This window comes from Carboxylicivirga sp. (assembly GCF_982718395.1).
The window spans coordinates 1-24,944 of record NZ_CEXQWX010000063.1; the positions used below are offsets into that span (position 1 = coordinate 1).

At 36.8% G+C, this 24,944-nt stretch carries 15 protein-coding genes; all 15 read left to right on the forward strand.

Annotated features, from left to right (window positions below):
* Nucleotides 1-1,164, forward strand: a 1,164-nt coding sequence (locus AC4MRQ_RS12920) for an alpha-L-fucosidase (protein ID WP_491198096.1), incomplete at its 5' end; no start/stop codon positions are given.
* Nucleotides 1,165-1,208: 44 nt separating this feature from the next.
* The gene (locus AC4MRQ_RS12925) at nt 1,209-4,007 is read left to right on the forward strand and encodes a hypothetical protein (RefSeq protein WP_491198097.1); all 2,799 of its coding nucleotides are present in this window, start codon (nt 1,209-1,211) and stop codon (nt 4,005-4,007) included.
* 11 nt (nt 4,008-4,018) lie between these two features.
* Nucleotides 4,019-5,980, forward strand: coding sequence for a glycoside hydrolase family 97 protein (locus AC4MRQ_RS12930; protein WP_491198098.1), 1,962 nt, complete (start codon nt 4,019-4,021; stop codon nt 5,978-5,980).
* 7 nt (nt 5,981-5,987) lie between these two features.
* Entirely contained in the window at nt 5,988-8,279 is a 2,292-nt protein-coding gene (locus AC4MRQ_RS12935) for a hypothetical protein (RefSeq protein ID WP_491198099.1), read from the forward strand.
* 71 nt (nt 8,280-8,350) lie between these two features.
* Nucleotides 8,351-10,000 carry a sodium:solute symporter family protein gene (locus AC4MRQ_RS12940; protein ID WP_491198100.1) on the forward strand — a complete coding sequence of 550 codons (1,650 nt, stop codon included), beginning with the start codon at nt 8,351-8,353 and terminating at the stop codon, nt 9,998-10,000.
* 1 nt (nt 10,001) lies between these two features.
* Nucleotides 10,002-12,287: an FAD-dependent oxidoreductase gene (locus tag AC4MRQ_RS12945; RefSeq protein WP_491198101.1), complete on the forward strand. Its 2,286-nt coding sequence runs from the start codon at nt 10,002-10,004 to the stop codon at nt 12,285-12,287.
* A gap of 469 nt (nt 12,288-12,756) precedes the next feature.
* Nucleotides 12,757-13,113: a LytR/AlgR family response regulator transcription factor gene (locus AC4MRQ_RS12950; protein WP_491198102.1), complete on the forward strand. Its 357-nt coding sequence runs from the start codon at nt 12,757-12,759 to the stop codon at nt 13,111-13,113.
* A 267-nt stretch (nt 13,114-13,380) separates the two neighbouring features.
* Nucleotides 13,381-13,989, forward strand: coding sequence for a hypothetical protein (locus AC4MRQ_RS12955; RefSeq protein ID WP_491198103.1), 609 nt, complete (start codon nt 13,381-13,383; stop codon nt 13,987-13,989).
* Nucleotides 13,990-14,640: 651 nt separating this feature from the next.
* A complete protein-coding gene (locus tag AC4MRQ_RS12960) occupies nt 14,641-15,396 on the forward strand; it encodes a glycosyltransferase (RefSeq protein WP_491198104.1) in 756 nt (251 codons plus the stop codon).
* A gap of 11 nt (nt 15,397-15,407) precedes the next feature.
* A complete protein-coding gene (locus tag AC4MRQ_RS12965) occupies nt 15,408-16,814 on the forward strand; it encodes an ArnT family glycosyltransferase (protein WP_491198105.1) in 1,407 nt (468 codons plus the stop codon).
* A 265-nt stretch (nt 16,815-17,079) separates the two neighbouring features.
* Entirely contained in the window at nt 17,080-17,655 is a 576-nt protein-coding gene (locus AC4MRQ_RS12970) for a sigma-70 family RNA polymerase sigma factor (RefSeq protein WP_491198106.1), read from the forward strand.
* A 20-nt stretch (nt 17,656-17,675) separates the two neighbouring features.
* Nucleotides 17,676-18,827, forward strand: coding sequence for a FecR family protein (locus AC4MRQ_RS12975; RefSeq protein ID WP_491198107.1), 1,152 nt, complete (start codon nt 17,676-17,678; stop codon nt 18,825-18,827).
* Nucleotides 18,828-19,343: 516 nt separating this feature from the next.
* Nucleotides 19,344-22,706, forward strand: a complete 3,363-nt coding sequence (locus tag AC4MRQ_RS12980) for a SusC/RagA family TonB-linked outer membrane protein (RefSeq protein WP_491198108.1) — start codon at nt 19,344-19,346, stop codon at nt 22,704-22,706.
* A gap of 7 nt (nt 22,707-22,713) precedes the next feature.
* Entirely contained in the window at nt 22,714-24,150 is a 1,437-nt protein-coding gene (locus tag AC4MRQ_RS12985) for a RagB/SusD family nutrient uptake outer membrane protein (RefSeq protein WP_491198109.1), read from the forward strand.
* A gap of 6 nt (nt 24,151-24,156) precedes the next feature.
* On the forward strand, nt 24,157-24,933 hold the full coding sequence (locus AC4MRQ_RS12990) for a DUF4843 domain-containing protein (protein ID WP_491198110.1): 777 nt from the start codon (nt 24,157-24,159) through the stop codon (nt 24,931-24,933).
* Nucleotides 24,934-24,944 lie beyond the last annotated feature (11 nt).

Here is a 24,944-nt window from a genome sequence, read left to right on the forward strand (position 1 = left end):
CATCCCTGGAATTCAGTTAACGTAGGACCCAAACGGGATATCATAGGCGAATTCCGTGAGTCATCGCGTAAAGAGAAAGTCCCGTTTGGTGTCAGCTCACATGACGATCGTTATCTTAATTGGTGGAAGACAGCCTTTGGTGCTGATAAAAAAGGGCTAAAAAAAGGAATTCCTTATGACGGGCATATGACCAAAGAAGATGGTAAAGGCTTATGGTGGGAAGGTCTTGACCCTGCCGACTTGTATGGCTTGCCTCCTGAAAAAAGAACGCCGGAATGGGTTAAACAAGTAAAGGAAAATTGGGAAAAACGACATAAGGAGCTGGTGCTGAAATACGACGTAGATTTTCTTTGGTTTGATGGTTACGGTTTCCCTTATAAAGATTATGGTAAAGAAGTCTGCCGGACATTTCTTAATAACGACCTGAACCAAAACGGAAAATTTGACAAGGTTGTTGCAGGAAAAATGCATGGCGAAAAAGCCGTTGCCCTCGATATTGAAAGTGGAGGGTCTAATAAAATTCTTGCCCATCCATGGCAGGGCATTATCACTTTTGGAAGCTGGTTTTACAAACCGGACAAGGTGCTTAAGCACAACTCCAGAACCATTATTGAAATGATGACAGATATTATCAGTAAGAATGGGAACCTTCTTTTAAATGTTGAGCTAATGTCTGATGGTACTGTGCCACTTGAACAAAAGCCAATACTCGATGATATTGGTGCATGGATTAACCTTAATGCCGAAGCAATTTTTGAAAGTAAACCATGGAAGATATATGGCGATAACTTGTTTTCTCACCTTAAACGTAACGAAGAAGGCCTGTTGAGTGAGGTTGATTTGGAAGCATTAAAAAAACAGCAAAATAAAGCTCATTTCAACCAGCGTACCATCAAAAGCGAGCCTTTTGGTTTTGATGAAGTCAGGTTTACAACAAAAGGAGATATACTTTACGTTTTTGTTCTGAACCCTAAAGAAGGAGAAATCAAACTCAAATCTCTTGGTCTCGATTCAAAATATAAAGTTGGGAAGATAAATAAGGTAAAAATGCTTGGAGTTTCGAAGGTAAAGTTCCACCAAAATCACAAAAACCTGATTATTCAAGTCCCTGATGAGCGACCAAATGAATACGCCGTTGTTTTTCGTGTTGAAGGAGCTTTATAGGGTGAGTAGAAATTTAATATTTAGATAGTTAATAGGATACTGATATGTTTAAAATAAAAAACAAACTTTCATTTTTGTTGCTTCTGATTGTACTGGTTAGCTGCAATGATAAAACAATTGATGTAGACTCAGGTTTTAAAATCGAAACCAAAGGTCACGAGTTCAGTTGCAATCTTACATTGCTATACAGTAAGGAGGATCCGGATTTACAACTACGCCCTGCAGGTATCAAAAACATAATCTACGGCGTTGCCAGTTGGAAAGCCATTGCAGGCGATGATTTACTGAAACAGGTGGAGATGGATGAAACACATCTGGGAGACGGATTTGACGAAAAGATGCTGACTGCAAAAACAAAGAATAGGACAGCCAACCTTTTTCATGCGGGCATAAATATCAAACTATCGCCTGAGCGAATAGAAGAGAAAGGAGATACAACCATAATCATATACCAGGAAAATAAATACGCTCAGGTAGTGGCAAAAGTTTTTATGGAAGAAGGGCAACTTTGCTTTAAAGCTGAAATGAAGCCGCTAAAAGACGGATATTTTTCCATTGCTTATATGAATGCCCCATCATCTGCTCTTAAAGAGACCGACGAAATCTGGCAGCCCATGATCTGGCAGGAAAAGCGTTTCCCGGAAAAGCCGTATATGACACTTGCTTTTCGTACTCCCATCCCGTCGACTTTAGCCACATTTGATAATAATACATACGGTGTTGTTGCTCATCCCGATGAATTCCCGTTTCAACCTTTACCCTTGAGAAATAACAATCGTTTTGGTATTGCTGTTAGGAATAAAAAAGGGGAAGTACAACCCATGCTTTTTGCCCCTGTGTTAGGCGGTGTTGAATCTAAAATGTCCGTTGGTGAACGATTTAATTTCAAGGCCGTTTTGTTTGCTGGTGAAGGCAGTTGCAGTGATATCTACGAAAGTATAGCTCGTCAGTTGTACGGCTTCAAAGATTATCGCAAAAACGACATTGGTACTTTAAATGAAACCTTTGAGAACATGGTTGAGTATATCATGTCCGATTACTCATGGTTTGTCGATAGTTTGAAAGGTTGTGCTTATTCAACTGATGTACCGGGAGCCGTAAAAAATGTTTCTTCTTTGAATCCGCTTGAGTTGGCTTTGGTAACTGACAGTAAAAGCTTGTTCGACAAAAGAGCCTATCCCATAATGGAATACCAGATATCCAGAGAGAAGTTTCTCTTTTCTATGGATAAAAACCAAAAGAACCAAGCACCAGCCCGTAAGCTTTTGGGGCCTATTGCTCCGGTTAGTGAACTAACTTCTCTCTACAATATTTTTGGACAGAATATGCCTTTTCTTATGAACTTGGCTGATGAAGCATATAATTCAAGAAGGATACGTAACCTAAAGGTAATGGAAGAAGGAAATACCTGGATGAACAGCATGTTTATGTTTAAAGCCTCGGGTGACTCTGCCTATTTACACAAAGCAACGGCAGAGGCCGATGAATACATCAATCAAAGGATTAAAACACCACAAACTGATTTTGATGACCCACTGGCAGGCGGGTTCTTCTTCTGGACAGGATTTGCACCACGCTGGATCCATCTGTTGGAATTATATGAATTGACCGGTAAAGAACGTTACCTGGAAGCAGCCCACCAGGGAGCACGCCAATACACCATGTTTACGTGGATGTGCCCAAAGATTCCGAACGACAGTATAACAGTAAATAAAGGCGGTAAAGCACCTTTATACTCATACCTGAAAACGAAAGGTCATAAACAAATGTACATTGATGAAGAAAAAGCCCCAGCCTGGAGACTGTCAGAAATTGGATTAACACCGGAATCGTCAGGTACATGCGGAGGACACAGAGGTATTTTTATGGCCAACTATGCACCATGGATGTTACGCTTAGGACATTATACAAATGACGATTTCCTTAAAGATGTTGCTAAAGCCGCAATTGTTGGCCGTTACCTTAACTTTCCTGGATATCATATCAATACAGCCCGTACTACCATATACGAAAAAGAAGATTACCCCCTACGTCCATACAAAGAACTTAGTGTGAATTCATTCCACCATAACCATATTATGCCGATGGCTTCAATGGTGCTTGATTACCTGGTTACAGATGCTTTCTCAAGGTCAGAAGGGCAGATTAATTTTCCATCTGACTTTATCGAAGGATATGCCTATATGCAAAATAAGTTTTACGGGCATAAAAAAGGACAGTGGTACGGGCAGGATGCCTGGTTATGGATGCCACCCAAACTAGTTGAGTCCGCTTCGGTAGAACTGAATTATATCTCAGCCAGGAATGGCGATAAACTCTTTATTGCCTTATCCAACCAATCACCCGAGAAAGTAAGAACCAAAGTGAAAATAAACAAGAATCTTGTAAAATGTAAAGAGACCACATCGGTACAGCTGATGAATAATAAAAAGCTTGATATAAAGGATAGTGAACTTGAAGTAGAAATACCGGCTCATGGTCAAGTGGCAGTGATAATCAAACATGTTGACCTGAATGTAAAAATCCAGGACGAATTATTAAATCAAGCGAAAACCTGGTCAAACGATTTTATCATGATTGAAACAGGACATGCCAAAGCCATGATATTTAATTGTGGCCGGGTAAATTCAAACCTGTACCTCTACCTCGAAGATGACGATGAAAACTGTTCCGAAGTAACGTTAACAGTCAAGCAGAATAATAAAGAAAGTGTGTATGCTGATACTGATTTCCCATTCGAGTTTACGGTACCGCTTACCGGCAACCAGGTTGAATTTAAACTTACTGTGATTGATCATGCTGGTAAAAAACACGAAAGCGAATGGAAAAAATTAAATAAATAGAACCAATCAAAATGAATAATACGTCACGATTTATATTTCTGTTTTTACTGGGTATTGCCTTTTGGTCATGTAATCCGGGGAGCAAAGACAAGGAGATAACTTTAAATAGCCCTGATAAATCCTTAAAAGCTAAAATCTATGTTGATGATAATCAGAATCTCAAGTATAGCTTAATATATAATGACTCAGAATTGATTCACGCTTCAAAGCTTGGATTGGTTATCGATTCAATCGATTATGGAGAAAAGGTTCAGATAGAAAATGTTCAAAGACAGCAGATTGACGAATCTTATCAATTGGTTCATAGTTCTACTGTTTATAGGCATGAGGGAAGCCGTTTAATCCTTGATATTAAAAGCACCGATAAAAATGTTTCATGGGTATTGGAATGCGAGATTGGAAAGCAGGGTTTCGCCTTTCGTTATAAAATACCGGGAACAGGTTCAAGGTTGATTCAAAAAGAGTTTACATCGTTTAAAATGCCCGATGGAACCAAAGTGTGGTTCTTTGAAAGAGAAAGCAAATATTGGAAGCTTCTTTCTTCGGCGGGCGAATGGGTAAAGGCTGGTATTTCAGAAATGCCCACGATTTCAAATGCAGGGCCGGTTCAAGGTTTGCCCATATTGTGCGAACCTGCTTCGGGTGGTTACTTAATGGTTTCGGAAGCTGCATGTTACGACCATTCGGGTATGCGTCTTGAAGCCGTAGGTAACAATACCTTTCAGGTAAACCATAAAGAATCGGACGGTTTTAGCAAGGTCGGTGAGATTATTACTCCATGGCGGGTAATGATGTTTAGTAATACATTAAATGAATTGGTAAATAATCATTTGGTAAACGATCTTGCACCGCAGCCAGACCCTGAAATATACAGCGATTTGAGTTATATCAAGCCTGGCAAATGTGTGTGGCGATTTATAACCTTTGGTATTGATACTCCGGAAGATGAAAAGAAATATGTTGATTTAGCCCGTGAACTGGACTTTGAATATAACCTTGTGGATGATGGTTGGAAGGATTGGCCAAATAAATGGGAGGCAATTACCGATGTGGTACAATATGGCTTAAAAAAAGATGTTGGTACATTTATTTGGAAACGGTCGACTGAAATTGATGACCCTACCGATGATTTTTCAATAATGCGGACATGGCTCGATAGCATTCAGACTACCGGGGCCGTTGGTGTGAAAGTAGATTACATGGCGGGTGATACAAAGAAAAACATTGATTTTGAAATAAAGGTTCTGAAAGAAGCAGCAAAAAGACGTTTAATGGTCAATTTTCATGGCTGTACAAAACCTACGGGTGAAATACGGACATTTCCAAATGAAATTACTAGGGAAGGAATCAGGGGACTTGAATTAAATACTATGGGAGAAGGGCCAATTAAGGCTTCGCATAATGCAGCTTTACCTTTTACACGTTATGTATTGGGGCATGCCGATTACACTCCCTTTAGTTTTGCCATGCCGGGATCTACCACTTGGGCACATCAATTGGCAACACTGGTGGCTTTTAATTCGCCAATGAACGTTCTGGTTGAAGAAGCTGAATTTATGTTGACAAGCGAATATGTAAAACCTGCTTTAGAATTTATAAAAACGGTTCCGGCAGTGTGGGATGAAACCATTGTTTTGCAAGGAAGCGAAATAGGTGAACTGGCAGCACTGGCAAAGCGAAAAGACAACAAATGGTATGTTAGCATCCTAAATGGTGGGAGAAAAAAGCAATATAGTGTTCAAACTGATTTTTTACCTGATGGGAAATATGAGGTTGAGATACTTAGCGACGATTTTGACGCAGAATTAGTCCACCTCAAATGGGGTTACAATGAACGGTATTATAAAAAGAACTACGGTAACACGGCTGTGCCATACAAAAGGGAAAAGACTCAAGTCAATAGCAACGATGAGATAAAAATCAGTTTGGCATGGTATGGAGGTTGTGTATTAGTTTTTAATGAGCTGAAATAAATTGACGATGATAAAAACAACTACAATATTATTTGTTTTGGGCTTGTTAGCTAACGTAATAAATGCTCAAAATAAGAAATCAATTCCTGTTAAATACACAGAGGTCAGTTCTCAATCCTCAAATGCATCTGCTAACCTGATGATAGATGGTCGTGTAACAGATGATTCCAGATGGATTAGTCAAAAAGAGGAGGCTTCGTGGATTAAATTAGAACTAAATAAAAAGCACAGGATAGGAGGTCTTCACATATATTCAGGGTTTAAGAATGAGGTTCCAATTGAAGATTTTAAGATACAATATCTAAGCAATGATAGGTGGGAGGATATACCTTCGGCGGTTATTTACAAAAACTCGGAAACAGCAATTTCTATTGAATTTGACGATACCAAAGAAGTAATAACACAATCATTAAAAATATACATCACTAAAACTTATCAGAATACTGCCCGGATTAAAGAAATTGTATTATGGCCTTATACAGGGGATAACATACCGACTTTGGGCACTAATGTTGAAGGATGGGTACCTCTAAAAAGAGATGAACGCATTCCTGAAATTTATTTAAATCAAAGCGGATTTAACATTGGGGCTACAAAACGTTTTACTGCTCCTACTTTAGCTGATGGAACTTCATTTTATATTATGAAAGAGCAAAGTGACAAGGTGCTGTTTCAGGGCACTGTTAAAAATCATATTGGTGATTTCACTTCATTTAATCCTTCGGAAAATAATACCCAGTACATAATAAAAGCAGGTAATATAACCTCCTTCCCTTTTTCTATTGGTTATTGGTGGCTCGAAAAAGTGACCTACCAGAATATGGTCGATTTTATGATTGACTCTCGCCATTATGTGGGCACGTACAAAAAAAAGTGTTGGGGTTCCTACGGTTGGAGAGACGATCACCATTTCGGCTGGGAACTGCATTCATTGGTATCACAATATCTTTCCAACCCCGGAGCTTATCAACGAATGCCATCACAGATTGTTTATGAAGAACCTTTGGATAATTCACTTTGGGGAAAACTAGAACCATATAATGAAAGCGCACCCGATATTGTTAAGTTAATTCATTGGGGGACAGACGTAATAGTTACTCAAAATCTGAAACATGAACACTTCAAGACACAGTTGGCCTATTTTTTATATGCCTGGCCATGGATTAAAGAGTGGCTCCCTGAACAAAATTACCAGTACGTAAAAGATTACGCATTTAAAGTATGGGCAGATAACGATACGGATCAAAAATATCCATATGATGAAAGCAAAGGGCATAATTTGTTAGCCTTAAAAACACAAATTGGAACGACTAAAGGGGCGCTGCCACCGGGATTCTCTGTAATGCCAAACCTGTTATTATACGAGGTAGCGAACAGAGAGGAAAGGGATGATAGTGAAAAATACTTTAAAGCGGCTTATAACCAGGTAAAATGGATAATTGAAAGTATGGATTGGAATGATCCACAGACAACAAAGGGACAGCGTATGAGTGAGCATTTAACTATGTCCGGACTTGCATACATGTATAATCAGTATGAAGAGAAATCTCCTGAGGGGCTTAAGGAAAAAATAGAAGAATGGTGTCAAATAATGCTTCACCGTTCTGAAAATATGTGGGACTTTAGAAAATTATCAGATAATCAATGGACTCCTACGGGCGAAAAAGTAACAATGTGGAATGAACCAGGCAATGTTCTAGGTTTTCCTGCATGTTTGTTATCTGCATTACAAGTTGTTGATTCAAAGAAAACTGTAGAAAGGTTCAATACCTTGATATATTCACATATTGATAATGCTTTTGGCCGAAATCCAAGCGGACGTCATTGTGTTTACAATGGTGTTAAAGATATTGATGGTGTTGATATTGGTTGGTATTCATTTCACAAAGGTAATGGTCAGTTGCAGGATGTTCGTTTTGTTATTGAAGCAACGGCTAAAAACAAACACTACCCTTATCATCCTGAATTAGGCAATATTGGTTGGTCAGAAGGTTGGGTAAATTTTAATACAGCTTTTAATATTAGTATGGCTTACCTGGCTTATCATGATACAGAAATTAGTACTCAGCGAAAGGGAAAAAATTATCTAATTAAACTAAAAGCTCCTCTAAATTTTGATTACGAAAAGCAAGAACAGGTTCGCGTTTGGGTAACAAATAAAAAAGGTATAAAGACTAGGGTTTTATTGAAAGAAAAGGGAGATAACTCAGAATACTTCATAGGTGAAGTTTCCCGTAAAATAAAACCAATTGAAGTCTCATATGGTTATGGCTACTTTTCGCACAGAGCAAGCTTCTAATAGTCAAACTAAGTACATATTTCTTTACAAGTATACCAAGTTTCAAATTAATTTCAAGATAAATTAAACAGATGGGAATAATAGATTATTCTGTAATAATACTTTTTTCAATACTAATTGTTCTGGCCGGTTTATCGTTCCGTAAACGGGGATCTGATATGAAATCGTATTTCGCAGCCGGAGGTGCAGTTCCCTGGTCAATAAGTGGTTTATCGCTGTTTATGAGTTTCTTTTCTGCCGGAACTTTCGTGGTGTGGGGATCTATAGCCTATGAATATGGATTGGTGGCAGTCACCATACAGTTAACCATGTGTATTGGTGGATTTATTGTGGCCTATAAGATTGCGCCTGGCTGGAAGCGTACACAAAGCCTCACTGCTGCAGAGTTTGTGCGCAAGCGTTTAGGTGATAAAACACAAAAGTTTTATACCTACTTAATTCTTATTCTTTCATTGGCTTATACCGGAGCTTTCCTGTATCCGGTGGCCAAAATAGTAAATGTCTCAACCGGTTTCTCCATTGAAGCATGCGTTATTGCCTTAGGGTTATTGATACTATTATACACGGTTGTTGGTGGTTTGTGGGCTGTTATTATTACTGATGTGTTACAATTTGTGATATTAACAGCTGCCGTATTAATAGTGGTGATTTTATCCGTTGATTATGTAGGTGGGGTTTCCAATTTTGTAAAGAAAGCACCAGAGGATTTCTTTAACCTCACAGGCGGCGAGTATAACCTTTGGTTCCTGATAGCCTTTGGTATATACAATACTATTTTTATTGGAGGTAACTGGGCCTATGTGCAACGTTACACCAGTGTTGGTACGGTTAAGGATGCCCGTAAAGTAGGTCTGTCATTTGGATGGCTTTATCTTTTAAGCCCGCTTGTTTGGATGTTGCCGCCAATGATTTACAGGGTGATGAATCCTGAATTAAGTGGCTTGGAGAATGAGGGTGCTTATCTGATGGCTTGTAAGCAAGTATTGCCTAAAGGCATGTTGGGTTTAATGCTTGGGGGGATGATATTTGCGACAGCCAGTTCGGTTAATACCACCTTAAATCTGGCTGCATCAGTAATAACCAATGATATTTATAGAGTGCTCCGTCCGAATGCCACAATTAAATCAGTGATGCAAGTGGCCAAGTTGTCTACCTTCTTCTTTGGATTGGCAACCATTGTTGTTGCGCTTATAGTGCCTGCTGCCGGAGGGATAGTGAATGTAGTACTCAGTGTTGGTGCTGTTACAGGATGTTCGTTATACGGGCCTCCAATTTGGGCTATTTTCTCCAAATACCATACAGGAAAATCCATTCTCTGGATTACAAGCATCAGCCTGATTGTTAATATAGGCGTGAAGTTTTTGGCAACTCCATTGACTGGAGCTCCGCTGAGCAGGGCTGATGAAATGTTACTTGGGGCTTTATTACCATTGCTTTTATTGTTAGCCTATGAAATATATGCCTGGTACAAAAAGTCAAAGAGTGAAGAATATATCCAATATCAAAATAATCTTGGATCAGAAGTTTTTGAGAAAATAAAGTCGGAACAGAACATTTTTGGATTAAAAGTTCTGTCGATTACACTCGCTATAGTTGGTGCGATGATTATAATATTGGGAGGATTATCTGAAGCATCAAAAGTATTGGTGATAACTGTAGGTTTTGTCGTAGTAGTTTTGGCAGTTATCATTCATCCTAAAATTAAACTCAAATTGAATTAAGATGATTAAAGCAGATTTAGAAAAATCAAGAAATAATAAAACCGTTACTTATAATGTTGATCTGGCTGTGGCAGGTGGAGGTTTGTCAGGAGTATGTGCTGCCATTGTGGCTGCTCGCCAGGGATTAAAGGTTGTTTTATTACAAGACCGGCCTGTATTAGGAGGTAATGCATCAAGTGAAGTGCGTTTGTGGGCGTTGGGTGCTACATCACATATGGGCAATAATAACCGCTGGTCAAGGGAAAGCGGGTTGATTAATGAGATTCTTCTTGATAACCTAAAGCGTAATCAGGAAGGTAATCCACTTATTTTTGATACTGTATTGTTAGAGAAGGTGTTGGAAGAAGAGAATATTACCCTGTTATTGAATACCTCTGTTTTTGAAGTTGACAAAGACGGAGATAATAAGATAAAAAGTATTAGTGCTTTTTGCAGTCAAAATTCCATACATTATTCAATTAATGCTACCTGTTTTTGTGATGCAACAGGTGATGGCATCGTTTCTTTTTTGGCTGGTGCTTCGTTTCGTATGGGTGCTGAACATTCTGATGAATTTGATGAAGGTTTTGCACCAAATATAGAGGATTATGGTGACTTATTAGGCCATTCTTTATATTTCTATACAAAGGATACAGGCAAGCCGGTCAGCTATAAAGCCCCATCCTTTGCCATAAAGAATGCAGCGGAATTACCACGCATTAAGAATTACGAATTCAATCAGCATGGATGTAAGCTCTGGTGGGTAGAATACGGTGGACGATTAGACACCATCTATCAATCTGAAGAAATTAAAATGGAGCTTTGGAAGGTAGTATATGGTATATGGGATTACGTGAAAAACAGCGGTAAATACCCTGAAGCAGAAAACTTGACTCTTGAATGGGTTGGAACAGTTCCGGGGAAGAGAGAAAGTCGCCGGTTTGAGGGGGATTACATGTTAAATCAGAAAGATATTGTAGAACAACGGGATTATTACGATGCGGTTGCTTTTGGAGGATGGGCCATGGATCTTCATCCGGCTGATGGGATTTATAGTAAGCACAATTCCTGCTCACAATGGCACAGCAAAGGTGTTTATACCATTCCTTATCGCTGCTATTACAGCAAAGATATTGATAACCTGTTTTTGGCCGGTCGTATAATCAGTGCCTCACATGTGGCTTTTGGTTCATCAAGGGTGATGCTGACTTGTGCTTTGGGTGCTCAGGCTGTTGGTATGGCAGCAGCTTTATGTGTGAAAAATGGCTTTAGTAACTGCGAACTTGGCAGTAAAGAAAACATTGGTGAGCTTCAGTTAGAATTGAATAAGGCAGGTCAAAGTATTCCACGCCTGAAATGGACTGATAAAAATGATTTAGTCTTACAAGCAAATATTTCAGCTTCTTCAACCTTGGCACTTGATCAAATGAAGGCCAATGGCGAATGGCAGTCCTTAACTTACAGCACGGCTCAGATGTTGCCTTTGGCTTCAGGTACTGATTATTGTTTTAAGGCTATAGTAAGAGCTAAAAAGGCGTCTCAGCTTTCAGTATTTTTTTTAACATGTAGTTTGGATAAGCATTTTACTCCTGATAAAAAATTACAGGAGCAACAGTTTAAAGTACAACAGGGAGAACAGGAGATTGAGATACCTACACGTTTTCAGTTGGATTCAGATGCCTATGTTTACCTGGCATTCATACAAAATGAGCATGTGGAAGTGGCTCTTAGCAATCAACGCATAACAGGAGTAATGACGGTTCAGAACAAAATCAATAAAGCTGTTTCTAACTATGGTAAGCAAGAGCCAGATGTTGCCTTGGGTCTGGATACTTTTGAATTCTGGACACCTGAGCGAAGACCAAAAGGTAAAAACCTAGCGATCCAAATAGAACCGCCTATTATAAATTTTAACGTTTACAATTTAGTTAATACAGAAATTCGTCCAACACCCAACGGGAATAGCAACGCCTGGATAGCTGATGTTGAAGATAATACACCAGAAGTGACCTTAAGGTGGGATTCGAAAATGCAATTTTCAAAATTGAAGTTGTTTTTTGATGCCGATTTCGATCATGCTTTAGAATGTAACCTGATGGAGCACCCTGAATCAGAAATGCCTTTTATTATATCTGAATACGAGGGGTATGATGGCAATAATAACCTATTATTTCAAACTAAAGAAAACTATCAGGCAATTAATGAAATTACCTTATCAGGTACTATAGAAACGGATTATTTAAGAATCGTATTTAAACAAAAATTCGATCATATACCCGTTTCACTATTTAAAGTTGTTGTGAGTTAAAAATAAATGATTTTGTACTATAGAGGTTAATCATTAAAGGTTAACCTCTTTTATTTTTCACTAACATTCGTAGAATTCTATTTTTAATAAACCTCCTGTCATTACACAGTCAGTTGCTGCAACTACCAACAAATGTTTCTTTGTTGCCCTTTTAGTATTATTCATATTTGATCATTCAATGGTTACCAGAAGCTTTCGCTTTAGGGGCAATTGTGCGGAGATATAAAAATATTGAGTCGAAATATCGTATATCGGTTATGATGATATAATCCATAAGATTGACCTTGGTAGGGATACAACAAAAAAATCAATTTGACATCAAAATTAACCAGTTTGGATGAAGTTGGTTGTAAGTGATAAAACGAAGAGATGACACTCTGTCATCAATGCGGATGGAGTTTGCATCCGGATATGAAATTAGTCGAAAAGTTACCTTTTTTTTTGGGGGAGAATAAATCTAAAGCAACATGTGCAGCCCAATAACTTAAGTGCCGACAAGTCACCAGACGAAGCAATTATTCTGAAAGTGGATAAGAAGCTAATGAAGGTGAAAATTTCAGATATTATTTATATACAGTCCGATTGGAATTACGTATATGTACATACTTCCAGCAGTAAACTGATCGTTTTAAGTACAATGAAAAGCATTGAGCAAAGTTTATCAGGTTACAATTTTATACGTATACACAAGTCATATCTTATTAACATGGATTATTTTGAGTTTATAGAGGGAAACCAGGTATTCGTTAATGGAAAAATATTGCAGGTGAGCCGCGGATTTAAGTCCGGTCTTCTTAAAGAAATTAATAAGTCAAATGGGAGGTAAATGTTTGTAAAGCAACTTGTTTGTGTGGTAGTTTAACGACTTCATATAATGTTAATAGTTCGTTAATGTATTGCAATAATCGCATCAATAGATATTTGTGTAATATGCGGGTGTTTTACAAGGCTTGGGTATTTAATAGCAAAAGATGAGCAAAAGGTTATTCCAATGGTTTTTCGGGAATCAAATAAGTCCGTTTCAAGTGACAGGTTGTTAATAAGATTATGACTTTATTCAGGAGTTTATCAAAACCACCTAAACTGTTTAGAGATGAATAGTACAACATCAATTGTTGAATCACATATATTCTTGAGTTCACTGGTGCTCATAATAGGAATCTCCATCCTTATTGTCGCCTTGCCTTTATTGAAACAAAGCAAATGGAACTTATCCAAAGGTGAGTTCTTATTTTTATTAGGCGTTGGTTTAGGATTAGTATTAATTGGTGGTGGCAATCTGATATTTGATTTTCAGACGGAAGGGCGTTTTCTTGATACAATTCAGTTCAAGCTTTTTGATACCAATATCATAGATAAGTTGTCGAGAGACGTGCAGTACTATTCCTGGTATATCAGTACTGTTAGTTGTCTGTTGATTCTGGCATTATTTGCTATTTATTTGACGCAGACGAGCGACCTGAGACAATATCTTATTATTATAATTTACGTTGTCTGCTTATTTCTTACGTTCGAGATCTTTAATCAGCTCTATAATAAGTTATACGTGTTGAATTTACATAAGACAAAATTTGAGTTTTATATAGATGACAGACAAATAACAGGATTTTATTTTTTATTAGTCAGGGTTGCACTAGGCATTTCTGTTATCGGTTTATTAATTAAATCCATATGGTGGTATTGCAAAAAAAGTAATATTTGAAGAATGTGGTCGTTAGTATAATCAAAATGAGGTATATTACCGAACATTAAGCATATATTATAATCTATGCCACAAGAAAAGTTATTGGGATATTCTGGTTTAATTTTTACATGTCCGCATGGTAAAGAACACCCTAAGTGTTCATTTAGTGATATCAGAAAGCGAGCAAATTATCAAAGTGCGAAAGAATGGTTGAACATGACCTATGAGAGCAGATTTAAATTAGTGAATCACCACATTAAATGTTCAAATCAAAGGCGTATCAAGGTAGAATAAAAGAATGCCGATTAACAACTACAATGAACCTTATTTTTGCGCCATGTGAATCGTCTTGAATCTTACGTCTTGCCCCTCAATACTTCATTAAACTACTTTCTTCCCTGCCTGCAGCAGGTATGTGACAAAAAAACAACAAACTATTAATTTGCGCTTTCTCAGTTATTTTGTGCCTCACCTCATAATTCTTTGTCTTCATATAGCATTACAGTCATATTTGCTCTTATAGGATATATCTCAATTCGACCAGAGGAATCTCTGAAAGTTATATATGTTTAATAACTAGAATATGAAGAGGTAATGGGTGCAGCCTGGTACAAGACAATCCAGGTAGTTACCATGAAAGATGATGTTTAATTTCAAAGGAGAATAACTGTGAATAAAAGTAAAAAGACCTTTGAATTAGTTATTATTATTCCATGCTATAATGAAGCACAAAGGCTATTATCGAATAAGGTTAAAGCTTTTTTACCAGCTTACAATAATGTTTGCCTGGTGTTTGTTGATGATGGATCAATAGATAATACAAAGGATAAACTGCTAGAGTTAGAAGAAGAATACAATAGGAGCGTAAAAACATTACTGCTCAAGAGAAACAGTGGAAAGGCCGAAGCCGTGCGACAAGGAGTCCAGTTTGCATTGATGCATTTGTCTTTCGCTAAAATCGCCTATCTCGATGCCGATTTTTCAACCTCCTTGCAGGAGTGTTATGAAATCAGTCAGCAAATAAACAGGAATGTTTGTTTTGTTTTTGGCTCACGAATAGCCAAGATTGATACCGAAATTGAGCGAAAAGCATTTCGATTTCTGGTAGGACGATTTATCGCTACACTAATTTCAATGCAGTTACATATAAAAGTGTATGATACCCAATGCGGTTGCAAAGTCTTTACCGAAGAAATTGCAAAAAATGTCTTTCAGGAAAGCTTTATTTCCCGCTGGCTCTTCGATGTTGAGATATTTCATCGAATTGCCCATCTGAAAGGATTAAAAAATATGAAACATATTGCCAGGGAATATCCATTAAAGCAGTGGATCGATACCGATGATTCAAGAGTAAAGTTCACTTACCTGTTTAAACTCGGATATGATTTATTAACCATCAGAAACAAGTATAAAATCAGTACCTGATGTATATGCTTATGAGAATCAAATTTGATAACAGATTTTTTCTTTGTGTAGTCATTGGTCTGATCATTCTGAGAGCTATACTCAACGGAGCCGTTCCGCTGCTGGATAAAACGGAAGCCAGATATGCCGAGATTGCCAGAATAATGGCTGAAACGCAATATTGGGTTGTTCCGCACATTGAGTATCACATGCCATTTTGGGCTAAACCTCCGTTATCAACCTGGCTTTCGGCAGTTTCATTTACAACGCTTGGCGTTAATGAGTTTACCGCCAGATTGCCTTATCTGCTAATGACTGTAATATTAGCAGTATGGCTGGGGCGCTACGCCCGAAAAGAGAATCTGCCTTTCTTTTTACCGGGATTTATTTTATTAACAATTCCTGAAGTTTTTTTGCATGCAGGCGTGGTTTCAACAGATACAGCATTAGCTTTTTGTACATGTATTGTGATGCTTTCTTTTTGGGAAGCCATGCAACCAGGCAGTCGGAAAATCTGGGGTTATCTGATATTTGTTGGCCTGGGCCTGGGGCTGTTAGCCAAAGGACCGATCATTGGTATTTTAACAATTCCGCCAATTGTGGTTTGGGTGTTTGTTTTTGGTAATGTTAAAGAAGTGTGGCAGAGAATTCCCATATTTCATGGTTTTTTAATTACCGCATTGATTGCCGTTCCGTGGTATTATCTGGCTAAGATTCATTCACCCGGATTTATTGATTATTTTATTTTGGGAGAACACTTTAAACGTTTTTTTGACAGTAACTGGCAGGGAGATAAATATGGATTTCCAAAAACTCAGCCATTGGGTATCATATGGTTGTTTTTGCAATTATTTGCATTACCCTGGATTCAGGTCGTATTTTTTAAATCATTCAAAAATATCAGGAATAATGGCAGAAAACTCTTCACTAACCAATGGGTGTTGTTTCTGCTTCTGTGGTTAATATGGACGCCTTTGTTCTTTACTGTTTCAAAAAGTTTAATACATCCGTATATCATGCCTGTAATGGTACCAGTTGTATTACTGCTTGTCCATTACTGGAAGGAGATAAAGAAGAAAACAACACTTATAAAGCTGGCATTGGTCTTTCCTTTACTTGTTTTGGTGTTATTTATTTCACTACAGTTCAGTGATAATTTTAAAAGCCAGGTATATCGAAATACCGACAAGTACTTGCTTGAGAATTGTGACAGGGACTATGACCTGTATTATTTCGGTGAAAAAACATATTCCAGTCAGTTTTATAGTGGAGGAAAGGTGCAGGAAATAAATGTTAAGCAATTAATAGAGCAGGATCAGCCTTACTATATTCTAATACCAAATAAAAGGGAAGCTGAAATACCAGGCAACATCAAAGCTGGATTAGAGTTGATAGCTGCATCTGAGAAATGCAAACTGTTTTTGTATAGGAGGAATTGAGTAGGTTTACAAATGGATAGTTATCGGTTTTTAAACGGATAGTTATTGGTTTTTAAACAAGATAGTCGAAAATGTATATTGTAATATTTTAAAAGAGTTTCTGCAGCTTTGTAATAAACTAATTCAAGCCTGTTCTTACAGTACGTTATTTGAACTTAGCTACGTGATTTTGAAAAAGACTTGTGTTAAAAATTTTAAGTAGTTACAAATCATGTTTTAATATTTCTATATTTATGCCCTGAAAATTTGTTCACAATTCTGTTGTATGATGACAAACGGATCGGATCAACAACTTTTACATCTCCTAAAACAAAATAAAGAGCTTGGAATAAGGAAGGTTTTTGAAACTTATTATAAGCCACTTCTTTTCTATGGCTTAAGGTTTATAAATGATGAATCAGAAGTTGAAGATATAGTTCAGAATATCTTTTTAAAATTTTGGGAGAACGAAAACCTTGTTAATGCAAAGTGTTTAAAATCCTATTTGTTTGGAAGTGTTAAAAACAGATGTTTAAATAAAATTAAAAATAAAGGTAATATCCTGATAGATGAACTTAATTGTCTGACTGAGTTTGATTGGATAGAAGAGGTAGAAGATCCCGGATATTTTGAGAAGATAAATAAAATCAAGACGGAGATTAACCAACTTCCACCTAAAACTAAAGCTATTTTTAAGGCTGTCCATTATTACAATCATTCTTATCAGAATGTGGCTGAAGATTTCGGTATTTCAGTAAATACTATAAAAACGACGCTGAGAAGAGCAACAAAAATATTGAAGAATAATTGTCAGGTTGGATATGGAATCCTTATCCTTTTGTTGTTATTATTAGCTTTCTAGAAAAAAATAAATACTCCCCAATGTCTGTTAAAAATATACCCGGTTCAATAATAAAAATCCTGAATGAAGGTGATATTAATAACATCAATGATAAAGATTTGATGGTATTAAATCAGTGGATTGATGAAGATGAAAAGCATGGAGAATATTTACAGGAATACTTAAAACTACATTATAAGCACAAAATAGTTGCTGTAAATGATAATCTCAACATGGATGCAGCATGGGATGAGCTTATTTCTAAAAAGAAATCAAAAAAACGAATCCAGCTGTGGAGTAAAGTTGCGGGTATTGCGGCGATGTTTATTATCGTTCTTGGAACTTTGCATATGATGTTTAACCAAAACTCAGACAATGGACTTGGCGAGCGTGCTGAAGAAGAGGATAATATAATATTAAGTCTTTCTAATGGCGAACAATATATTCTTGAAGAAAAGAATCAAACCATCGCTGAACATATTTCATTTAACAGGGAAGAGAATGAATTAAACTATAAAGCTTCTGAGTTAGAGGTGATAACTAATTCACTTTATGTACCCAAGGGTAAAACTGTAAAAATCACCTTAAGCGACAGTACAGAGGTATATATAAATAGTGATACAAAATTAACTTACCCAAGTCATTTTGCTGGTGACAGGAGAGAAGTAATACTGGAAGGAGAAGCATTTTTTGACGTTAAGAATAACAGCAGACAATCATTTCACGTCATAACCGAAGAAATGAAAATAAATGTGCTGGGGACTTCATTTAATGTTAACTGCTATAAAGATGAAGGTTTCGTTTCAACAACCTTGTGTGAAGGAAAAGTAGCCTTAGATTATAAAGGTAAAACAATTAATCTGTTGCCGGATCAGCAACTTATTCTTGATGTAAATAATAATGAGCATACTTTAAAAAAGGTCAATTCCGAGAAATATACAGCATGGATAAATGGACGTTATCATTTTCAGAATACCTCTCTAAAAAAGATATGTAATCAACTTTCGAGACTTTATAATGTTGATTTTCAGTTTGAAAATAAAGAGCTGGAAGATAAACATTTTACTCTGTTCTTTCAAAATCAAGATAAACTGGAGAACATTCTGTATTCAATATCCAAAACAAAGCATATTTCCTTCATTAAAAAGAAAAACACTGTTTTTATCAAAGATTCTTTAGTTAGCCGCAAGTAATACTAATTGTATTACATATGTGTTTAAGTCATTTTGCTAATCGTCCTGTTTAACGGGTGGCATAATATCGACATGTATTTATAAGACTAATTTCAATGCTCAAATGGAGTAGATTGCATTAATATTAATACGTTATTTAATAGTTCATTAGTTTAAGTCAGTTAGCTGAAGTTTTGACCATTAATAATGCTGTATTTATCTCCATAAATTAATCATTAGTGTCTTGTCAAGACAGGCTTTTGCACCATGTAAATCGTCCTGATACTTCATTTTAGAACTAAAAAATCACCGAGCTCTTAAAATGATTGGTCTTTCAAATAAGGCTCGTTGATTACGCAATCGATATAAATTGATAACATTTTTTAAATTTTAAAGAGCTAGAAATCAGTTTTATGTGAAAAAAATATAAAAAAAGTATTTTTTGTGTCACCCTTTTTAGTGGAAGTATGGACTTGATAAGTAAGGGGCAAGAAGCTAAAGCGAATTTTATCAGTTCAATACTAACATTAATAAATAATGAAAAAACGAAGTGGCATTAAATTTCTAAAATTAGTACTGTATGTGATCGTTTCATTTTTTAGTATTAATACTATTATTGCTTCAGGTGTTAATGCTAAAGATTCAAGCAAACTAGTCACATTAGTTGCACAGAACAGTACTATCCGTGAGATTTTTGAGAATATACAAGAACAGACTGATTATCATTTTATTTACAACGAAGAAGATATCGATCATGCAATTACTTTAAGCTTTAATCTCCAAGAAAAGGGTGTTGACGATGTCTTAGAACTTATATTAGAGAAGCTTGATCTAACTTATGAGCTGTTTGATAATAAGATAATTGTAAAGCCTGATAACAATATTCAGGAAACACAGGAGAAAGTAATATTTACCGGTACAGTAAAGGATGAGGAAGGCTTTCCATTACCGGGAGTTAATATTATCAATCAGAACCGTCAGGGAACTGTAACAGATGTTGACGGTAAATTTGAAATTTACGTTAATGAAGGTGATTTAATCTCGTTCTCGTTTATTGGGATGGTCACCGAAATGATAGAGATTGAGAATATCCAAAAAGGTATAATAAGGATTAGTAGAGATGTCATTCTAAAAGAAAATCTACTTCAATTGGAGGAAATTGTTGCCAATGGCTATTTCGTCAGAAAAAAAGAAACTTACACCGGAAATACAAGCACTGTAAAGGGAGAAGATCTAATAAAAATTGGTACTGACAATATTCTTAAAAGCTTAAATGTACTCGATCCTTCGTTTCAGATTATTGAGAATAATGATTTAGGTAGCAATCCCAATCAACTGCCGGAAATCCGGTTTCGTGGCACCTCTTCTTTTAGTGACAATATATTTGATGAAAGCGATAAAAACCTGTTAAAAACAGATCCCAACCGTCCAACATTTATTTTGGACGGTTTTGAAGTGACTTTGGAAGATATTGTTGATATGGATATGAACAGGGTAGAATCCATCACCATATTGAAAGATGCAGTAGCAGCCTCAATCTACGGAGCAAGAGCTGCCAACGGAGTATTTGTTATTAAAACTAAAGCACCTGAAGTAGGAAAACTTGCTGCCAGTTATAACACAGCCCTTATGTTTCAGTTTGCCGACCTGAGTACTTATGATCTATTATCGGGCAGAGAACTTTTTGATTTACAAAAGAATCTTGGGCTTTATACCTTGGAAGATGCAGGATTAGCCCCCAAATACAATCAGATAAACCGGTGGCTCTATGAAGGAGTTGATACAGATTGGATGTCTCAACCAGTAAGAAACGTTGTAACACAGCGTCATAGTTTAAACCTGTCAGGGGGTGATAAGCATATGCGATATTCACTGAACACCGGATACTCAAGTACACCTGGTGTTATGAAAGGATCGTTTCGCGACAACTTTAATGTTAACCTGGGACTTCATTACCAAATGAATGAAAGACTAAGGTTTAGCTATTCTCTTGGCTTTAATGAAAACCATAATAATACCGGATCATATGGAGCTTTCAGGAATTATGCTGAGCTACCGCCATATTTTCCACTATACGATAAACAAGGTAATCTGACTAAAACTTTTGAAGATGATTCAGGAAATGCGGCATGGGGTCAGACGACAAGGTACAATCCTTTGTATGAAGCTGGTCTTGGGAATTTTAGTGAAGGCACCTATTTAAAAGTGTTTAATAATTTCAATGTTACTTATAAAATAACCAATGACTTAAGGATAAATGCAACCGTTTCTTATTCGAATAATAAAACCGAGAATATTTCCTTTACAAATCCTGAATCGCTGACATATGCCAATAGCAATGTGCCATTAGAAGATCGTGGTATTTATAGGAAGGATAATATTAATCTGAAAAGCTTCGACAGTAATGCGATGCTGAACTACATGAAAATGATGGACAAACATCAGGTAAGTTTGAGTGCAGGTAGTAATATCAGTACCCAGACAAATGAAGCTACAGGGTTTACGGCCCAGGGATTCAGCAACGACATGTATTTTCCTTCCCATGCGAAAGGGTATGAAATCAATGGGTTTCCAAGAGGCGAAGAGCAAACCAGCAGAATGATTGGTTTTTTGTCAAGTATGAACTATTCATTTAAAAACACCTATCTTTTTGATGCTTCTTTTCGTGCCGATGGAAGCTCTGCTTATGGAAAAGATAAGCGTTTTGCCCCTTTTTTCTCAGTTGGTGTCGGATACAATATTCATAACGAGACGTTTATGAAGCGTATTGGCTGGATAAGCCGGTTAAAGGTTAACGGGACCTATGGCGAAACAGGTTCTATTTCTTTTTCACCCTACCAGGCAAAAGATATGTTCAGATACTTAACAGATACACGTTATTTAGATGAGATTGGAGTAACGTTAAAAGCATTGGGAAACGAATCGTTAGTCTGGCAAACAACCAAGGCTAAAGAAATAGGAATACAAATGAGCTTGTTCAAAGATCTGGTTGATATCAATACAAGCATTTATGATCGTGAAACTGTTGATTTGATCGCACCACTTGATTTACCACCCTCACTTGGTTTTACTACAATGACTTCCAATATTGGAACAATGCAAAACCGTGGATTTGATTTCAACATCAGGAGTTTCATTTTGCGTAAAAATGATCATAATGTGTACTTCTCCGTTAGTGGGGCCCATAATAAAAACAAAATCGTTGAAATAAACGGTGGGCTGAAAAGTTATAACGAAAGAGCGGAAGATAGTGCGGGTGATATTACAAACCCAGAGAACAGTTTCAAATTTGTTTCGAGGTATGTAGTCGGGCAATCCATGACTGATATTTATGCAGTTCGTTCGTTGGGTATTGATCCTGAAACAGGACAGGAGTTGTTTCTGGATAAAGATGGTAATCCTACATGGGAATGGAGTTCAACAGATATGGTTGTAGTTGGAAACAGTCAGCCCGATTTGGAAGGAGCCATTATTCTTAACTATTCGTACAAAAGGTTTAGTTGCGGAATTAATTCTATTTACCGTTTTGGCGCCCAGGCATATAATCAGACTTTGCTCAATAGGGTAGAAAATAGCAATAAATACATGAACGTTGACCGCCGTGTATATGAAGAAACATGGCAGAAACCGGGAGATCAGGTAAGTTTTAAGGCAAATGCTAATAACGAAGTTACACAGGCAAGCAGTCGTTTTATTCAGGATGATAATGTGTTCTATATTAATGGTATTAATGTGAACTATTCATTTGCCGAACATATCTGTAAGAAACTACACGTCCGGAATCTGATGGTTGGGCTTAACCTTAACGACATCTTATATCTCTCAACAATAAAGAGGGAGCGCGGTATAGAATATCCTTTTGCAAGGTCTTTTACATTCACATTATCCACCAATTTTTAATTGAATCATGAGAAATATAAGTATTTACATTTTTATAATCATTGTTCTATCATCTTGCTCCGATTGGCTTGACGTTAGACCTATTGGCGAAATTGATGGAGAAGACCAGATTAGTACAGCAAACGGTTTTTTTGAAATACTGAATGGTGCGTACATTACTATGTCTCAAACAGGTTTGTATGGTAAAGAATTAAGTTTTGGTTTGGTTGAATCATGTGCTCATAACCACTATAACAACGGTAGTGAGGATAAGCCATTTTATACATGGAATTATATTGGTGACCAGCAAATGAGAATTGATCAAATATGGCTGGATGCTTACAATACCATTATGAATCTCAATTTCTTATTGGATAATCTTGAGGATAAACAATCTCTTTTTGAGCCTGATGATTATTTGAGGATTAAAAGTGAGTCAATGGCAATGAGGGCTTTTTTACATTTTGATTTATTACGGGCCTTTTCAAGAAATTACGTGGGTAATGAAGAGCAAAAAGCCATACCTTACATTAACACCTATAGAAAAAATATATTTCCACATCTCACTGCCAGTGAGGTGATTGAACAGATATTCATTGATTTGGACGAAGCAGAGTCGCTAATCATGGAAAATGAAACCTTAACAGGGCAATCGATTGAGAATATTGTAGATGATATCGCATTGGATAAAAGGAGGTATAGGTTTAACTATTATGCAATACTTGGTTTAAAAGCCAGGATTTACCAGTATATAAATAACAAGGAGCAGGCCAGCCTTTATGCCCAAAAAGTAATTGATGAATACGGATGGGGATGGACAGAAGAAAGTGACCTGAACCAGGGCTACGATCATAATGTGACCTTTAATAAAGAATGTGTGTTTATGCTGAATGTTCATAACCTGACGCAAGACATATATCAGTCTAACTTCTCTGAGGCAAGATATACTACAACCGGTGGAAAAACTGAATTTGCGAGGGACATTTTTGAGGCGTACACGGGTCAGGTCGGAGCCAATGACCTAAGATACCAGTATACTTTCGCAAATGATAAAAATGGTTCAAAAGCAATCAGTAGTAAGTACGGTTATCCAATTGACGCGGAGACATTTGAAAGGTTGCCAATGATACGGATTACTGAAATGTTTTTGATTGTTGCGGAAAACGGTATTCAAAGTGATTTCGATCAATCTCTAGAGATTGTAAACGATATACGTGCTAAGCGTAAGGTTGTGAAGCTAGAGAACACTATTACAGCCGAAGAGCTGATGAATGAAATTGTGAAAGAATTCAGGAAAGAAACCTACCTGGAAGGTCAGGTGTTTTGGTTGTACAAGCGCTTAAACAAGAGTATGATACCCACTATGGATGCATTTAATACGGAAGTTTCAATTGCACCAGGTAACTACATCTTTCCATATCCCGAGGCCGAAATTGAATTTGGTAATGGTTCACGCATAAACTAACAGATAATGAAACGTATAGTATTATATATCGCACTTATAATAATAGCAGTTGGATGCACCGAAGATGAAATAAAGGTGTTTGGTGACATGGATTACCTCTATTTTGATATTGACGACAAAGAGGGTGCTTTGATTGATGAAAATGGGTATTTGGAATATTACTATTCCTTCGTATTGGAGTTCGATGATGCGGTTGAGACCAAAACATTAAAGATTCCGGTTAAAATTGCTGGCACTCCCAAAGACACCGACAGGAAAATCAGTTTTGTCGTGATTGATTCTTTAAGCAATGCAGTTGAAGGAGAACACTTTGAAATAATTAATGAGAATTTTTTCAAAGCTGGTAATGTAAAAGATTCTTTGGAAATCAGGTTGTTCAAAACAACTGATATGATTGAAAATCCATATGAACTTTCGTTACAGCTTCTTGACAATGAAGAATTAAAAGCTGGTCCTCAACACAAGATAAAGGTTGTTTTTGATAATGACTTCCAGGAACCGTATTGGTGGCCTAATCCTGATGCTGACCTGGGTATAGGTGTATATACAAGAGTCAAATGTCTTCTTTGGATGAAGTTCCATGATGTATTGGATGGTAGTGATCCCTGGGACAGGTCACCATACATCAAATATGTTGAAGTAAATGGACAATTTCAACCTGTCTATCAGAATGATCAGCGTTCAAGGTCTATCAGTGAATTTATCCGTTTTGTTGAGAAGGGAGATGAAGATGGTAATGATTATATCGATGAAAACGGGAATAGGGTTATTGATACAATTTAAAAAGAATTATG

Bases quoted from the DNA above. Each gene is read 5' to 3' on its own strand.
- AC4MRQ_RS12925 (WP_491198097.1), top strand. From the start codon at position 1,209: ATGTTTAAAATAAAAAACAAACTTTCATTTTTGTTGCTTCTGATTGTA.
- AC4MRQ_RS12945 (WP_491198101.1), top strand. From the start codon at position 10,002: ATGATTAAAGCAGATTTAGAAAAATCAAGAAATAATAAAACCGTTACT.
- AC4MRQ_RS12930 (WP_491198098.1), top strand. From the start codon at position 4,019: ATGAATAATACGTCACGATTTATATTTCTGTTTTTACTGGGTATTGCC.
- AC4MRQ_RS12990 (WP_491198110.1), top strand. From the start codon at position 24,157: ATGAAACGTATAGTATTATATATCGCACTTATAATAATAGCAGTTGGA.
- AC4MRQ_RS12970 (WP_491198106.1), top strand. From the start codon at position 17,080: ATGATGACAAACGGATCGGATCAACAACTTTTACATCTCCTAAAACAA.
- AC4MRQ_RS12975 (WP_491198107.1), top strand. From the start codon at position 17,676: ATGTCTGTTAAAAATATACCCGGTTCAATAATAAAAATCCTGAATGAA.
- AC4MRQ_RS12940 (WP_491198100.1), top strand. From the start codon at position 8,351: ATGGGAATAATAGATTATTCTGTAATAATACTTTTTTCAATACTAATT.
- AC4MRQ_RS12955 (WP_491198103.1), top strand. From the start codon at position 13,381: ATGAATAGTACAACATCAATTGTTGAATCACATATATTCTTGAGTTCA.
- AC4MRQ_RS12935 (WP_491198099.1), top strand. From the start codon at position 5,988: ATGATAAAAACAACTACAATATTATTTGTTTTGGGCTTGTTAGCTAAC.
- AC4MRQ_RS12965 (WP_491198105.1), top strand. From the start codon at position 15,408: ATGAGAATCAAATTTGATAACAGATTTTTTCTTTGTGTAGTCATTGGT.
- AC4MRQ_RS12980 (WP_491198108.1), top strand. From the start codon at position 19,344: ATGAAAAAACGAAGTGGCATTAAATTTCTAAAATTAGTACTGTATGTG.
- AC4MRQ_RS12985 (WP_491198109.1), top strand. From the start codon at position 22,714: ATGAGAAATATAAGTATTTACATTTTTATAATCATTGTTCTATCATCT.